Genomic DNA, 16,267 nt, shown 5'->3' with positions numbered 1-16,267 from the left:
TGTGCAGTGGTGTTCATTGCCAATTCAATTGAAAAGCAGTTCCATTTATTTGCGGCCGATGTTAGCACAAGATAACCATGGCTACTATTATTTGCCACGAATATTTGCCACGAACAATTTATCTTTGCCGCTAACAATTTACCCAACGATAAGGCTATTTGTTTTAAGTTAGCGACACCTGTAGCCAGATTATACTCATTATTGCTTCATGGTTATCAAGCTGCTGCATGCACTAACTCGATACACTAGACCGTCTAAAAGCGGCGTGTGCCGCTGGTTGTTTATTGCAATTGCGATTGAGCAGCATCCTACTCTAATTGCTAAAATCCAGGCAAATTATTGCAAATTTAAAAAACAAAGTGATAATATATTGAGCTAATTTCGGTATTGAAATGTAAAACATATGGGCTTCTTTTCCCCCTTGCATGGCATTGTCGAGAATTCTCATTCGTCTCCACATTCAGCAACTATTAAAAGCACGTTAACAAGAAAATTTGCCGACGCATTTGGTTTCTGGGCAGGCGGAATTAACAATCGTTATTATTATGATGATTCTGCAGAACGAAAATACTCTGAGACAGGCGTACACGTAGGGATTTTTGATTATTTGACTTTGGGTATCCCACTGCTTGGGATAGGATGTCTTTTAGCCTCCACTGCACTGGCTCTATCACATTGGTTAGGCACAATTCCCCTCGCTGTTTCCCTGGCCCTGAATGCCCCCTTCTTAGTAGCCCGCTTAATTTTTGGTGCAGTTTTAACCATAATTTCCTCTCCGGTTATTCTTGCAGTACATGCCATCGCAACCCATGCCGCCCGTCAAGATGTAGAGAAAATGTTGGCCTTGCAAGGAAGAGAATTGGACTTGGAGAAGTTCCTAACTGCTCGTCACTTCATTTCTCATCCAGAAGAAATTGACGAGAACAACTTACCACCAGGCTATAATCGGGAAACCTTTTTAGCCTTATTACAAGAAGTTGGTAATACTTCGCTGACCTTGGCAGAATTTTTAAAAAATAATAACCTGCAAATGGAGGATTGCGATACTGCTTATACGGAAATTGAAGGTGAATCCTCCCTCCAGCTAGGCATACAACACGGTCTTAAATTCTTCAATGTAACTATTCCTGCTTCTGCTGTAGAACAAAAAGAGAGGCTCACTTCCTTCTTAAAATTTAATTTTTTTGCCACTACCGAAATTTTGGAAAACAGGGCGGCAGCTCACCCCCATATTGCTGAATTTTTACCCAAGTAATAGTTAAGCTTTTGTCTGACTTAGGTAGTGTGCAAAACACATACCAGAGTCAGACTTTCTTGGGTAGTAATTTACATCATATGGCTTTTCTCTATTTTAACTGCCCAGGGCAGTCTAGTCATAGCATGAGCATCATCTTTAGCCCCAGTTACTTGCAGTTTAATGCCATTTCCATACGTCCAACTGCGCGTATCAATTTTTAAATTATCAACCGTTGCATCCAATGACTTTAAAAAAAGATTCAAATAATAATCGCCAGCAATTAATGGCAGCTTTTTAATTTTTATACGACAAGAATTCATCCCCGGCTTAGGATGAATTTTAACAAAATCTTCGTTTAATAAAATTAATTCCCACCCATATCCTGCACGAAAAAGATCCACAGAATAACTTACTGCAAGGGAAACAGGTTTCTTGACTAAAATATCAAATGCAATTTCGCAATCGCGGCCACTTGCAAATAAGTAAGAATCTTGAGGAATTATTTCTGCATATTCTCTTGTTGGTACCGGCAGTTGCAAATATTGCTGCACCATGTTTTCGGAACTACCGTGCGCCACGATTTGTCCTTTTGCAAGAATATAGGATTGTTCGCAAAGCTTAAGAACAGCTGCCCAATCATGCGTTACCAATATACCAGAAGCACCATTTGAAAAACGCTCGCGCAAACGTTTCCAACATTTCGCCTGAAAATGCTCATCGCCGACCGATAGTAACTCATCGACTAAATAAATTTCATGCTGCAATTCGGTGGCCGTGGCAAAGAAAAGGCGTGCTGACATGCCGGAAGAATAAGTATAAACCGGCTTGTTAAAATCTTCACCCAGTTCGGAAAATTCCTGGATATTCGTGATTAATTTCTGACGTTCGGATTTTCCTATGCCGAAAATCTCAAGATAGCGATCGGCATAGGCGCGACCGGTTAACCGGTTGTTGCCCATACCCCCCATTTCGAAAAGACCGCTAATTGCACCATTGGCTTTTACTATCCCGGTCGTCGGTGGATAAACACCCCCGAGGATTCTTAAAAGAGTACTTTTGCCGGCACCATTTCGCCCTAAAATTCCTACGAATTTTCCCTTTGGTACCAACAAATCAATATCAGCCAGTGCATGAAAAGCTTGCAAGTTTTTATGGGGATCGCAAAAAACAATTCGCCAGTTTAAATTATCGTCGATGATGTAGAAATCTTTTGACAATTTTTTGCAATAAAGAGCGTAGTCCTGTGCAGTGTCGTTCATTGCTAACTTCAGCTAAAATAGGTTCCATTTTAATTTTCGGGTGATGGTAACACAAGATAATGTTAGCTACTATGATTTGCCTTGCAGAAAATGATAGTGAAAAAGTTTGCCCCCAATGGCCTGACTTTTATAAAGAAATTTGCCAGTGATCTTATGATGCCGGGGCAAGCACCGGCATCATAGCGACTGGTGATGGTTAACAGACCCTAACAGGACAGCAGAACAAGAGGAATGCACATGCGTGGAGAAAGAGTAACACTAAGACCTTTATTAAAAGAAGATTCGCCCCATTATTTTAAATGGATTAACCATAAGGAATTAGTCCTTTGCAACGCAGCTTTTAAGCCTGTATCCGAGCAAGAACACGAAGCTTGGTTTTCTAAGGTTACATCTGATCCAAACGCCGTACTTTTTTCAATTGTGGCGAACCAAGACAATCGGTTAATCGGTAGCTGCTCGCTTAGGCGCATTAATATGCTGCATAAGAACGCAGAATTGCAAATCCGCATCGGTGAAATCGATTACCATAACCGCGGCTTTGGCAGTGAAGCGGTGCATTTATTAGTGCAATATGGATTTGCAAATTTAAATTTAGAGAGAATCTACCTTCATGTTTTTGCAAATAATAAGAAAGCAATCAAAGCTTATGAAAAATGTAAATTTCAGCAGGAAGGCATTTTGCGAAAAGCCGCATACGTTAATGGCAGCTACATCAATGTCCACATTATGGCAATTTTAAAAGACGAAACTTATTGAATGCTGTTATTCAAGGTAATTCCCGCCCTGTTAGCCCATGTTGTAATTATTAAACCAGAGTGATATGATATTGACCATATTTTTTGCATGGTTTTACTAATGGGCTTTTTTTTTCCTCTCAATAGCATAATTGAAAATTCGCATTCGTCGCCGCACTCTGCAACCATTAAAAGCTCTTTGCAAACTAAATTTAATGATGCATTCAATTTCTGGGCCGGCTCGTTCGTAGAAACTCCTCACTATTATTGTAATAGCTCTTATAACCCTGAAAGCTACCCTCAAGATTCTTTCCGTCCCCGCAAGGCATCACACGTAGGGATTTTTGATTATTTGACGTTAGGCCTTTCATCACTGGGAATATTATTTCTTCACCATGCCTGGGATCTCGCGACCAGGCATTGGCTGGGTACAATTCCACTTGCTATTGTTGCCATGCTGAATACTCCTCGGTTTCTTTTCGGCATGATCATGACTATAATTTCAAGCCCAATCATTCTCGCGGTTCATGCTGTTGCTACCATTTGTGCTTACAAAGATTTTCAAAATATGTTGGCTCTCGAAGGAAAACAAAACGGCTCCACTGGTAAAACGATGGCCGATTTTTTAAAACTTGCAGGCAACCCTTGTGTTGAAGATTTGCACCCTGAAATTAACGTGGAAAATGATACAATTCACCTGTCCATTAAAAGCGGGATGAATTGCTTTTCTGCAGAAGTAAATGCTGCCGATACAGAACAAAAAACAAGAATTACTTCATTCTTAAAATTTAATATTTTTGCTACTACCGAGAAAATAGAGCGTGACGTGCAAGATAATCCTAAGGCTGCACAGTTTTTACCACAATGACTGTTAACCCATTGAACATTGTTTCTATCAGGCTGTGTAGAGCAAACAACGCTGCAAAGACGTAAGCCAGCATTGATTTCTTGCCCTTTTTTGTTCAATATGATACCATATTGTCTTTTATTTGACGGAGTCTTACTGACATGGGTTTTTTTTCTCCTCTTAACAGCATGATTGAGAATTCAGAGTCATCACCGCATGCAGCAACTATTAAAAGTTCTGTGCGAACCAAATTTAATGACACATTCAATTTTTGGGCTGGCTCCATCGTAGAAACACCACACTATTCCTATAATCCAACCCCCAGCTTTTTTGAGCAGCCGGTAACCAGGAAAAATGTAGGGGTCTTTGACTATTTAACCTTTGGCACAGCACTTCTAGGATTACGTTTCTTCGAATATTCTTATGAACTGGCCAGCAAACACTGGTTGGGCAGTATCCCGCTTGCTGCCGCCATCATCATCAATGCCCCTCTCATTTTGGCCCGTTTTATTTTTGGGATTGCCATGACTATCCTTTCAAGCCCGGTTGTCCTAACAGTGCATGCCATTGCTTCCGTCTATGCTTACAAGGATTTCCAGAATATGTTGGCCCTTCAAGGACAGGTAATAGAGAATACAACCAACAGGCAAATTAACCCCAGCATCACTTTAGACGATTTTTTAAAAGGCATAAACAATCCCCATATAGAAGATTTAACAGCTCATTCTTTTGTTAATAACCAAAATAGGTTTTGTCTGAAGATTAGTCAGGAAGGAGCTCCTTATACTTTCTACACAGAAGTTTCCCCTTCTGATGCAGAGCAAGTAGCAAGACTAGAATCATTTCTAAAGTTTAATATTTATGCAAATACCGACAAGCTGGAATACCAGCCTGAGATGGTGGAAAAATTTATTCCAGCTGCCACAAGCATAGCCCCGGGTGGATCGCAGCAATTTTCACTCCGATAATTACCTGCTTCCTGGCTGCCGGCCGACTTTTCTGCACTGGTTTCTAGCACCTCAAGAGAAGTCACACGTCTTTGTAGCCAGCTCGAAAGCAATGCTCACAAAGTAAGATTGTCTTTATTTCTGCAATTGCTTGCCAGTATTTCTTGAGGCGCTGAAGCTTCCACATCGATTTCCGGAATATCGGTTGAGCGCATACTGGCAGGATCAGGAGCCGCAACAGGTTTAAAAAATATATTTTTATTTTTTTGAGTCAGGATTTCAGGGTGCAAAATCTCTTTACTTACATTTTTTTTAGCCTGTTTTTTCCAGAAATTTTCCCAATCCTTACGTAGATCAACAGGATTGCGAGCGCCTGCTCGTCCTGGACCCTCGCTGTGGGGAGTATCTGCATGATAAACAATGTTTACATCATACGTCTCATCTCCAATGATTAAACTTGCAGGAATGTAACTCAAAAGCTCCTCACTGCTTTCTCTATACATATCGGTACGGGAGCCTCTTAAATTAAAATCAATGTTTGTAAGATCATGCCCTAACATTTGCTTTACTCCACTTAATGTTAAAGCAGAGCGGCATTCACCGCTAAATATTTGATTTTCTTCTTGCGGAGAAAACTCAAGGTTTACAAAATTATGAGACCAGCTGGGTTTCTTCCTCGCCAGGTTAAATATTAAGCCAAAACCACCATGACTGCTGCCTTGTTTGGTGAATGCCTTTAAAAAAATGATTTGGGCATCTAAAATTTCCTTAAACCTGCAGGGATAAACTACATACGCATGCGTAAAACCCGCTTCATTGGGTTCAACGGTTGTAGAAGGAAGCAAAGCGGCGGCAGGATCATCATGAGCATTGTGGCCTACTTGCAACAATTTGCCTTGCTGATCAGCAACCAGGTAATTAAATGGAATATCTTTTACTGAAACTATTTCGGGAGTAAACATATTATTTGCCCTAACAAGACTAAGCGATCAATATTGCATAATTCGCTACCACGAACATGCGTACACTTTACCTTGGAAAAAGTGTGCATAACGTTAAAAGGGTGATCAGCTAAATAATTGATCATAAATTCGTTCATAGCGCTCGGCACAAGCATCGGCAGCATGCCATTTGAGTGCGTACTGCCGGCTTTGCGCACCGATGGTTTTTCTAAGTGCCGCATTTACGACTAAATTTTTTAGCTCATCATAAATTGTTTTTTCACTGGCTGAAACCAGTGGGCATTCAGCAAGACATGCCAGTTTGTCTTCTTCTCTAAATTCGTATTTATTTAAATAACAAATGACCGGTTTGCCGAGCATCATCCCTTCACGTGCATTGGCACCATAGCGCCCATAATTCAACTGATCCACGATGATATCGGATTGAGCTTGGTAATAACGCACGACCTGATTGGGCTGATCCGTAATAAAAATTAAACGGACTGGGTACCCTTCCTCCTGCAAACGCTCTACGGCTGCAAAAACAAACGGTGTCCCTTTGATGTTTTTAGTTTGGGTATTGCGAAAATTATAGTTACCCACTGCATGATAGATTAATACTTCACCTGTTTCTTTTTTTACACGGTGTTCATCCGGGATGTGCAAATCAGGCGACCAAAAATCAGGATCAAGGCACATGGTGGTGGGTTCACGGATCACTTTATTACCAGGTTTCATATAATCCAAAGCAGGCAGCGTTTCTGAAAAAATTAAATCACAATACTTATGTACTTTCGCGCCCCAATCCAAATTTTTTTCATTCGCACAGACTTCTGTATGATCTTGCCATACACAGCGATCACAGACATTTAAACCATTGTCGGCAATAGACCATTGGCTCACCATGGTTTGCGACGTGCCACTGTTGCAGCCGCTTATCGAATAAGCTATTTTCTTATGCAATTTTTTCCAGGCAAGAATATCAGGTGGCTCCTCAATAAATGCATATTCCGGATAAAAAGACAGATAACCGTCTCCTGCAAAATGCATCAGTTGAAACCTTGCTTGCGCATATTGAAAAAAGTGGTTGATATTTTGCTGGAAAATAACCGGATTACTGTCGTATAGATTTATATCTTCTCCGTGATAAAAATTGGCATTGGCTCCATCCACCGGCTCCAGATTAACTACCACAGCATCCCAACCGCGCTTGCGCAGCGCTTGCGCTAAATAGTAAAAATGATAATAACTCTGTCTGTAAAATACTACGCTGCGTCGCTTTGGAAATAATTTTTTAAGAAATTTCATAATGTGTTAACTGATATTGACCCGTCCGGCCGCTTTTAAAATTCTGTCGTAATTGACGATGGCGCGCTTACCGCTTTGCTCGGCGTATCGTACTGCTTTTTCTCTAGGCATTAAGGCGTCTTCGGTCCACCATTCCGGGTGGGTCAGCACTTGTAAACGGCTTATTGTTTTATCATTCAATACATCCAGTAATTTTTCATAACGCCAATATCCATTGGAATCAGAACAGTAGGATACGTTGTCTCTAAAAAAACCTGAATAAGTATTTATCATCCCGGCATAATGATCATGGCGAAAGCTTAACGTGAATTCATCCGGATTGTGGAATGAAAATACGTCCAGTTTCTGTTCAAACAAATTTTCCAAAATATGTTTTTCAAAATTCAACCAATAAACCAGTTGTTGCGCACTGCTTATGTGGTAATAAGCTGCATCAAAATGTAAGCCGATACGATGGCCGGCAGCAATGATTTCCCTGATTAACTGTTGTGCGGCAAAATCCAGGGCATTATAAAAATCATTATGCAAGTGAATGAAATAAGTCGCTTGCACTTGCTGCCTGGCTTCAATTCTGGCTAAAGTTACTGCTTGCTGCAACGACATGTCCACGTCATGCCGCCAGACAACAAAGCGGTTGTGCGTGTTCAATTCGGTGTAGGTTTTAAATGGAAAATTCTTCACTGCAAGCTGCAGCAATTTCTCATACTCAACCAGCGTAAACTCATGCGGCAAATAGGAATGCATACTTCTTCCTCAGTACAAGCATGGGCGAATGCTGATAAGCATAGGCCCTCATTAAGATTTTTTTCTGGCAACGACCGTGATCCCCGCAGGTTCAATGACATGGCGCACCACCTCCATGGACATGTCCTGACACCATTCCTGCACTTCTGCAAAAGTGTGACGATGCGCATTGCTTGGCGCATACCAATCGTAATTAATATGGTTCATTTCTTCCAAAGAAAGAGAAGGATGATAATACGCCTTAAAAATATGCCAGTAAAATAAGCGTTGCAAGTTGATTTCACCTGCGGGAATATCAAGAAGTTCAATGCCTTCCGGCACCCGGATGGTTATGTCCAACTCACCCAAAATCTTTCCTAATTTGGTCAAAGGCTTAACGGCTTCCCAAGCTTCTTCTGGCGGCATCTGCTGCAGCTTCGCGCGTATATAATCATCAACAAACTCACGAATCGGGCCTTTTTTGTTGTAAATATAAAACATAAAAAAACCGTTGGGCTTTAATAAGCTGGCCAGTGAAACAAATGTTTTGCGGGTATCATCGGTATGGTGCATGACCCCTTCGGAAAAAATGATATCAACCGAACGCGCTGGCAAAGGCAGTTTGGTGATATCGGCTTGCATAAAAGCAGCATTTGCAAACTGCCTGGCAAGCATCCTTTCCCGACACACATCCACTGCGGTGGAAACATCGATTCCCAAATAATTGACGTGGTTAAAGTGCTCGCCCCACAATTCAATGGCAGACATGCCCGCACCGCAACCAGCATCCAGCAGTACTGGTCTATCCGGGAAGCAAGACAAAATCTCATGGACATCGCCGTAACGGCTAATTAACCAAGCACGCATACGCGCTAGCATGGTATCGGATTCAAAAGTTTCCTTTTTCGACCATTTGAATCCAAACGATTCTTTTGTCTGCTCTTGCTCAACCGAACAATTATCATGGATACGCAAGATCCCATCGCTGAACACACAAGGCGAGCCATTAATCTCCCGGCATGCCAGCAATGGTTCACTCACTCCCAGCAAATTTAAAAACCATTGCGGCACGTCGTCTGCAACGGCGCCGATCATGTGATCGTGCAAAACATTCGCTTCAATTTTCATAATAACAATCCTGTGTTTAATTTGCTCACGCAAGCATTACTGGCATCTGGACATAAAGCAGAGCAATGCTTAACTCAAGGGAGTGATGGTGACTGGAGTACCAAATGCTTTGCTATGGCTAGGTATGTCTTTATTAACCAATGTATTTGCGCCGATCAAAACGCCATCCCCAATCTTGATGCCTTTTTGTATGATGGCATTAGGACCAATGTAACAATTATCACCAATGCTGGTTTCTGCATAACTGTACCTTTCTTTACCACCGCTTAATGCCCAGCGAATACTATCATGAGAATAAATTTGTACTCCAGCCGAAATCGAACAATTGCTGCCAATTTTAAGACCGCCGGATGCGTCAAGAATCACCGCAGGGCCTATCCACGTGTTATTGCCGACCATGGGTTTCCCCAACACGATGGCGCTGTCGTAAATGCTTGTGCCTTCACCAAAACCGAGCAGTTTTGCTTTTTCCCAGCGATCGATAAAATAGTCCCCCATGGAAACTACCCGGTCAAATTGTTGCTGCTTTTCATGAATAAGCTTGGCTAGCAAATGTTTTATGCGCGTATTTAGCCAGGTCAAAGAATTAAACATCATAGACTCTCAAAAAATACTCAAAATTAATTAAAGACCATAATAATAAGCGGCAATTTTTATTGCCGCTTAAATGCTCATTGATGTGCTGTTCAATCAAGCCTTTTTCCAGATATTGCTGCAATTTTGCTTCTTTACCCAACAGGGTACGACGCACGAAATCATTACTGTCTTTTTTAAACCACGTGTTATCGGGCGCTGAAAATCCTTGTTTCACCGCACTGGTATAAGCTTCAGGCATGTATTTACGCAAGGCTTTGCGAAGAATCAATTTGCCATCATTCGTTTTCTGATAATATTCTTTTCGTTTGTTCCCTACAGTGTTTTCATCCATGCGCAGCAATTCATCGAGTTTGTTTAATTTTAAATGCACAGGAATTTTTTGCGCGAAATCCACCAAGTCATTGTCCAAAAAGGGTACGCGGGTTTCCAGAGAATGCGCCATCGATAATTTATCTTCAACGACTAATAAACCATGCAAAAAAGTTTTGGCTTCGAAATAGAGCGAATGGTTAATGTAATCTTGCGGCGTATATAATTGCTCGGAATGATGCTTAAAGACCGATTCAAAAATATCCCGGGTACAAATATGGGAAACCTGGTCCCAGATAGGTGAAAATAATTGTTTGATTTGCGTATCCGGCAATAGCCTTTGCCAAAACTGATAGTATTTATCAATATAATCACTGAAATTATCGTTTTTTATTGCACGGTAATAACGCCATGGGTAGCCACCGAATAATTCATCGCCGCCAGCTCCGGATAAAACTACTTTTACAAATTTGCTGGCTAATTTGGAAGCATAATAATTAGGATAGCTTTGACCGACGCGCGGTTCTTCCAAATGCCGGGTAAAGCGCGGCATGCAACGCTCCATATCCCCGGATTTTAATACCATTTCATACTGCTCAGTTTTGTATAGATAAGACAGTAATTCCGATTTGGCGCGTTCATCATAACCAAGCTCAAGGCCCGAAGCATTATTCAAATCAAAACCAACGGTAAACGTTTTAATATAAGGCAATTGTTTTGCCGCCACCGCTGTAATAGAACCACTGTCCATGCCGCCGCTTAAGTAAGAGCCAATTTCTACATCGCTGATCAATTGCCGATTTACTGCTTGCTCGAATAAATAACTTAATTCGGCAAGATAATCTTCTTCTTTTTTTACCAGTAAAGGTTCTCTGAAATCAAAATCCCAATACTCTTTTTGCACCATCGATTGCGTTTGCAAATCAACTTCCAGATAACTGCCTGCCGGCAAGAGGTTTATGCCTTTAAAAAAAGTCTTATCGGTAAAAAAATTCTGAAATGTGAAATATTCAACCAATCCTTCCTGCTCTAAAGAAGGTTTTTCTTGCTCGTATGCTAAAATTGCCTTGATTTCACTGGCAAAAATAATTTGGCGGGCTGAATTTATTGTGTAGTAAAGCGGTTTGATGCCATACCGGTCGCGAACGAGAAAAACCTTTTGGCGAAGCTTATCCCATAGAGCAAAAGAAAACATGCCATTAAACTGCAATATGGCTTCAATACCCCACTCGCTGTAGGCATTTACCAAAACTTCGGAATCGGTGTCGGAGAAAAACTCATAATCACGGGCAATGAGCTGCTGCCTGATTTCTTTATAATTATAGATTTCACCATTGTATGTAGCCCATACGGTTTGCGCTGCATTACTGATCGGTTGGAAACCTGAGGCGGATAAATCAAGGATCGCCAAGCGTCTGTGCCCGAAAAATAAATCCCAGGATTGTTGTTGTACATGGCGTACCGCCTCAACTTCATCAATGCAAGGAAAATAGTCAAACGCATGGACAAACTTTTTTTCAGTCAACACACGCGTCAATTGGGCTTCTTGATTCACGGCACGGGTTTGCCCAAGCAAATAACCAGCACCATCAGGGCCGCGATGGGCTATGGCATCACACATCAGTTTGATGTTATCCGCGCTTATCCTCTTGGCAGATAGAGAAATAACGCCCGCTATTCCACACACTGCATCGCCTCGTGAATATGATGAAGCACATAGGTAAATTCATCTTGCGTCATTTGCGCGTACAAAGGCAAAGCCATGCTCAGTCTATCCGCTGCATAAGCTTGAATAAAATCCTGCTTGTGCAAATTATAACGGGCTGCATAATAACCCAACGTATGGACAGCATGAGTGCCCTGCCGTGTGGCTATTCCTTGTTCTTCAAGCCGCTGCATCACTTGATTGCGTTTTAAATTAATTTCATCTATTAATTCAATGGTTAAATTGTCAAGGTTATGACCTAAAGTAAATAAACAGACATAAGACTGATAACCATGGATGTATCCGGCAGGGGTTATTGGTGTTTTAAGTGCGGTGATTTCTGCCAACGCTTCATCGTATTGGCGAGCAATATTTCGCCTGCCATCCATAATGTCTCTGCTTTTTTGCATCTGGCAAACCCCTAGGGCACCTTGGAAATCCGTCATGCGATAGTTATAACCGCGCATGGTGAAATCCGGTAATAAAGAGCCGCCTTTTTCCTGGTGTCTTTGCAAATCAGACTTGGATGCACCATGATCACAAAGCTGTGCTACGGTTTTGTAGATTGCTTCATCATCGGTAATGAGCATGCCACCTTCACCCGTAGTGATGGATTTGCGTGGATGAAAGGAAAAGCAACCCACATGTCCGATCGTACCTGAATGATGCCCTCCTACCCAGGCATCGAACCCACAGGCTGAATCTTCTACTACTTTAACGCCATAAGCTGCAGCAAGCCGCATGATTTCCTGCAAGTCAGCGCACAAACCAAATAAATTTACCGGCATGATGGCTTTAATGCTGCAATCTGCTGCCAATAATCCGGCTAACTGCACGGTATCGATGTTAAATGTATGTAAATCAATATCGCAAAAAACGACTTCGGCACCCGTGTATTCTACTGCATTTGCCGAAGCCACGTAGGTGAATGAGGGTACAACCACTTTGTCGCCCTTACCAATTCCTAAAGCTAACAAAGCTAAATGCAATGCCGTAGTGCAATTGCTCACGGCTTTTGCATAGTTACTTTTTGTAAAATCTGCAAACAATTGTTCGAATTGTTTTACATAAGGTCCTTGCACTACCCAGCCACTTTGCAGTGGTTTTATAATTTCGGTGTATTCGCGCTCATCAAAAACTGCTTTGGTAATTGGTATATGCTTCATTCTGTTCCCTATCCAATTTTGGCATGCTTTAAGCAAACTCTGTGGCTTGTTCTTCTTTTTTAAATTCAAATTGTCCGGTTTGGCGCCAATAAATTAATTTTCTCAATCCCTCTTCCAGGGAAAACCGGTATTGGAAATTAAGTTCATTTCTTGCCTTGTCCACCGCCCCAATTCTGTTTTTTACCAATTGACGCGCATCATCAGCACTATAAGGCTTATAAATTACCTGCCAATGTGCATGCTTTAACGATAAAATGAGATTGCATAATTCTCTTATTGAAGTTTGCACGCCGGTGCCTACATTATAAAAACCGTGGGTAACATCAGCGGTCAGCGCATTGAGGTTAGCGCGAGCTACGTCTTCTACGTAAATGAAATCATAAGCCTGGCTGCCATCACCATTTACAACAGGCGCTTCATTGGCATCAATTTTATTGAGCATGACCGGGATAACCCCGGAGTATACAGCGTGCTGATCCTGTCCTGGGCCATATACATTCATATAGCGAAGGCCAATGACTTCAAGACCGTAGCGATCATAAAAGGCCGTACACATTGCCTCGCCTGATATTTTGGTGGCACCATAAAAATTTTTATTATTAAAAGGGTGTGATTCCTGCATGGGAACTTCAACAGCATCCCCATAAACTGATGCACTTGAAGAGTAAATGAGTTTTTTAACTTTATGCTTCACGCAAGCTTCCAGTACATTAAACGTCCCGGCAATATTGACGTCAAATGCAGTGCGCGGAAAATCTTTACAGTGTAAAAGCCACATGGCGGCTAAATGAAAAACATAATCCATTCCTGCCACGGCTTTGTCTAAAACATCAAGTTCACGGATATCACCGCCATAAGGAAAGACGGAACAACGTGGATCATTCAGACAATCTGCTATATTCGATTGCTTGCCACGCGCAAAATTATCATAAATCACCACTTCAGCGGCATTGGTTTTTAAAAGCTCGCGCACTACAAACCCGCCTATAAAACCTGCCCCGCCGATAACCAGGATTCTTTTGCCACTTAAATTCACCTTAACTCCTTACTAGCAAACCAAGTCAGTAACTGGCTTTGTATGCAATGCTTCTTTGACAATAAACCTTGAAAAACTGAACGCGCTTGTAAATGCTGGGGAAACTGCATTTAAAACATGCGTTTCATTTTCAGTGTTCCTAACCATAAAGTCCATGACTAATTCTTTATTTACATGATCAAATAATTGGGCACGTATACCGACTTTCTCGCTTCTGATAAAGTCATGTGCTTGCAACCGTGGTACCAAAGTGCGTGCTGATTTAACAAAAGACGATTTAATAAAACGAAAAATTTCCGCATGCGTGTAAGTGCGAAACCCCTGCCTATTGTGCCAGTATTGCCCTGCCAAAGTACTCAATGTATTTGCCGCTTCCATAAGCTTAATCCCCCGCAAGCCTTGGTAATGCTCTCTGCCCAAGGCAGGAATGGCGGTAGGTCCTACATAAATTTTACCTGTAATGCTCTTGGTAAAATGTATGCCTAAAAAAGGTATATTCATCTCCGGCAAAGGATACAACAAATGATTGATACGGATACTGGAATTGGGCTTTAACTCATAATAAAGCCCTTTAAAGGGAATCATGGAATAGCGCTCATCCACTCCGCATGCTTTAGCTATGATGTCTGCATGCAATCCGGCTGTATTGAATAAATGTCCATAAGAAATAAGCTGCTTACCTGCGCGCAACTGCTTGTCTTTAACATGGATGTCGGAACAACCGGCATTGAAAAGGAAACGCACACCCGCTTGCGACAAATGCTGATGAAGATGCGATAAAATAGCCGTAGGATCCACTACTGCCGTTTGCGGCGAAAATATGGCGGATGCAATATTGCCATCCACTTCTGGCTCCAGCTTTCTAAGCTCACCAGCATCAAGCAAATGCACGCTCGCACCATTAACAACAGCACGCTGATAAAGCGCTTGCAATGCAGGATCATCTGCCTTTTTTCCTGGAAGGATGAGTTTCCCTGTGCGGGCAATGGGGAGATGGTATTCGTCACAATAAGCAGCCAGCAAGCGTGAGCCTTGCAAACAAAACTTAGCTTTTAGACTGTCATTTTTATAATAAATACCCGCATGCAACACACCACTGTTGCGACCGCTTGCATGCAACCCTACTTGTTTTTCTTTTTCAACAATTACAATGTTCGCATGAGGATGAACCTGCACGAGTTCACGCGCCACACTCAAGCCCAAAATCCCGGCACCTATGATAACGTAATCCGCGCAGATGGAATGACTTAACATAAAATTTTAACGATTTGCTCCGCTGCATCGCCATTGCCATATAATTTATCCAATGGTAACGAAGCATTTGTGGATGTTTTTAATAATTCCAATAAAGAAAAGGGTTTATCGGGCGAGCATAAACGATTCCAGCCAGCATCCACCAACTCTACCCATTCCGTCTCGTCACGCAAGGTAATGCAAGGCACACGGTTAAAATAAGCTTCTTTCTGCACGCCCCCAGAATCCGTGACGATCCAATACGCATCCTTTTCCAAAGCCAGCATATCCAAATAACCAACAGGATCAATCAAAGTAAGGTTATCCTGTAAACTCTTTAAAAGCTGCAATTTGTCAAGCGCATTGCGTGTACGCGGATGCAATGGCAGGATGACTTTTATCAGCGTGCTAAGCTCCAATAATGCTTTACAAATATTGCGCAGGCGCTCAGGACAATCAGTATTTTCCGCACGATGGATTGTCACCAGACAATAGGATTTAGGTGTAAGATGAAGCTTTTCCACCATGGTTCTGCGCTGGGAATTGTATTCATTATAATAAAGCGTTGCATCGTACATCACATCGCCCACATTGAATATTTGTTCCGCGGCAATGCCTTCTCTTAACAATTGTTGTACACCATTATCGGTGGGTGCAAATAAAATGCTGCTTAAATGATCGGCCGTGATGCGGTTGATTTCTTCCGGCATTTTGCGGTTAAATGAGCGCAATCCTGCTTCCACATGAGCCACAGGAATATGCAGTTTAACCGCAGCCAAGGCACCGGCCAAGGTGGAATTGGTATCGCCATAGACTAATACCCATTTAGGCTTTTCGTGCTGTAAAACATCTTCAATAGCCGCTAACATTTGCCCAGTCTGTTTCCCATGGGAATTGGAACCTATATTTAAATGATACCCGGGCTTGGGGATACTGAGTTCATCAAAAAATTGCTCCGACATATTGGCATCATAATGCTGGCCTGTATGAATGATAATCTCCTGCATATCTTGCCTTTGCGCAATGACTCTGGATACAGCGGCCGCTTTTATAAATTGTGGACGCGCACCGACGATGGTACATAACTTCATGATTGT

The 16,267-nt window shown here is 41.9% G+C and carries 15 protein-coding genes; 4 read left to right on the top strand and 11 right to left on the bottom strand.

Annotation, left to right across the window (positions count from 1 at the left end):
* Positions 1-403: 403 nt before the first annotated feature.
* Positions 404-1,255, top strand: a complete 852-nt coding sequence (locus NKV53_RS08390) for a hypothetical protein (RefSeq protein ID WP_126953096.1) — start codon at positions 404-406, stop codon at positions 1,253-1,255.
* A 71-nt stretch (positions 1,256-1,326) separates the two neighbouring features.
* Here NKV53_RS08390 and NKV53_RS08385 read toward each other — a convergent pair whose 3' ends face one another.
* The gene (locus NKV53_RS08385) at positions 1,327-2,496 is read right to left on the bottom strand and encodes an ABC transporter ATP-binding protein (protein WP_126953095.1); all 1,170 of its coding nucleotides are present in this window, start codon (positions 2,494-2,496) and stop codon (positions 1,327-1,329) included.
* A gap of 237 nt (positions 2,497-2,733) precedes the next feature.
* Here NKV53_RS08385 and NKV53_RS08380 point away from each other — a divergent pair, with 237 nt between their 5' ends.
* From NKV53_RS08380 to NKV53_RS08370, 3 genes are all read left to right on the top strand, one after another.
* A complete protein-coding gene (locus NKV53_RS08380; RefSeq protein WP_158614949.1) occupies positions 2,734-3,252 on the top strand; it encodes a GNAT family N-acetyltransferase in 519 nt (172 codons plus the stop codon).
* Positions 3,253-3,351: 99 nt separating this feature from the next.
* Positions 3,352-4,098, top strand: a complete 747-nt coding sequence (locus NKV53_RS08375) for a hypothetical protein (protein WP_127057003.1) — start codon at positions 3,352-3,354, stop codon at positions 4,096-4,098.
* Positions 4,099-4,265: 167 nt separating this feature from the next.
* The gene (locus NKV53_RS08370) at positions 4,266-5,045 is read left to right on the top strand and encodes a hypothetical protein (RefSeq protein ID WP_158616386.1); all 780 of its coding nucleotides are present in this window, start codon (positions 4,266-4,268) and stop codon (positions 5,043-5,045) included.
* Positions 5,046-5,140: 95 nt separating this feature from the next.
* Here the strand turns inward: NKV53_RS08370 and NKV53_RS08365 are convergent, their stop codons facing one another.
* From NKV53_RS08365 to wecB, 10 genes are all read right to left on the bottom strand, one after another.
* On the bottom strand, positions 5,141-5,986 hold the full coding sequence (locus NKV53_RS08365; protein ID WP_126953091.1) for a hypothetical protein: 846 nt from the start codon (positions 5,984-5,986) through the stop codon (positions 5,141-5,143).
* A gap of 105 nt (positions 5,987-6,091) precedes the next feature.
* Positions 6,092-7,273, bottom strand: a complete 1,182-nt coding sequence (locus NKV53_RS08360) for a hypothetical protein (protein WP_127032491.1) — start codon at positions 7,271-7,273, stop codon at positions 6,092-6,094.
* 6 nt (positions 7,274-7,279) lie between these two features.
* On the bottom strand, positions 7,280-8,017 hold the full coding sequence (locus NKV53_RS08355) for a hypothetical protein (protein WP_126953089.1): 738 nt from the start codon (positions 8,015-8,017) through the stop codon (positions 7,280-7,282).
* 51 nt (positions 8,018-8,068) lie between these two features.
* A complete protein-coding gene (locus NKV53_RS08350; RefSeq protein ID WP_233581836.1) occupies positions 8,069-9,124 on the bottom strand; it encodes a class I SAM-dependent methyltransferase in 1,056 nt (351 codons plus the stop codon).
* 69 nt (positions 9,125-9,193) lie between these two features.
* Entirely contained in the window at positions 9,194-9,721 is a 528-nt protein-coding gene (locus NKV53_RS08345; RefSeq protein ID WP_126953088.1) for a DapH/DapD/GlmU-related protein, read from the bottom strand.
* Entirely contained in the window at positions 9,711-11,717 is a 2,007-nt protein-coding gene (gene asnB, locus NKV53_RS08340; RefSeq protein WP_253350965.1) for an asparagine synthase (glutamine-hydrolyzing), read from the bottom strand. Before asnB ends, NKV53_RS08345 begins: the two co-directional genes overlap by 11 nt.
* Positions 11,705-12,901: a DegT/DnrJ/EryC1/StrS aminotransferase family protein gene (locus NKV53_RS08335; RefSeq protein WP_126953086.1), complete on the bottom strand. Its 1,197-nt coding sequence runs from the start codon at positions 12,899-12,901 to the stop codon at positions 11,705-11,707. The genes asnB and NKV53_RS08335 overlap by 13 nt, the downstream gene beginning before the upstream one ends.
* Positions 12,902-12,929: 28 nt before the next feature.
* Positions 12,930-13,937, bottom strand: a complete 1,008-nt coding sequence (locus NKV53_RS08330) for an NAD-dependent epimerase/dehydratase family protein (protein WP_126953085.1) — start codon at positions 13,935-13,937, stop codon at positions 12,930-12,932.
* Between the two features lie 12 nt (positions 13,938-13,949).
* Entirely contained in the window at positions 13,950-15,191 is a 1,242-nt protein-coding gene (gene lhgO, locus NKV53_RS08325; protein ID WP_126953084.1) for an L-2-hydroxyglutarate oxidase, read from the bottom strand.
* Positions 15,185-16,261, bottom strand: a complete 1,077-nt coding sequence (gene wecB / locus NKV53_RS08320; RefSeq protein WP_126953083.1) for a non-hydrolyzing UDP-N-acetylglucosamine 2-epimerase — start codon at positions 16,259-16,261, stop codon at positions 15,185-15,187. Before wecB ends, lhgO begins: the two co-directional genes overlap by 7 nt.
* Positions 16,262-16,267 lie beyond the last annotated feature (6 nt).

The organism is Legionella sp. 27cVA30, assembly GCF_024160945.1.
In the GTDB taxonomy this organism is placed as follows: Bacteria; Pseudomonadota; Gammaproteobacteria; order Legionellales; family Legionellaceae; genus Legionella_A; species Legionella_A septentrionalis.
Note: the sequence above shows the minus strand (reverse complement) of the source record. Positions and strands in the feature narration are given on the sequence as shown.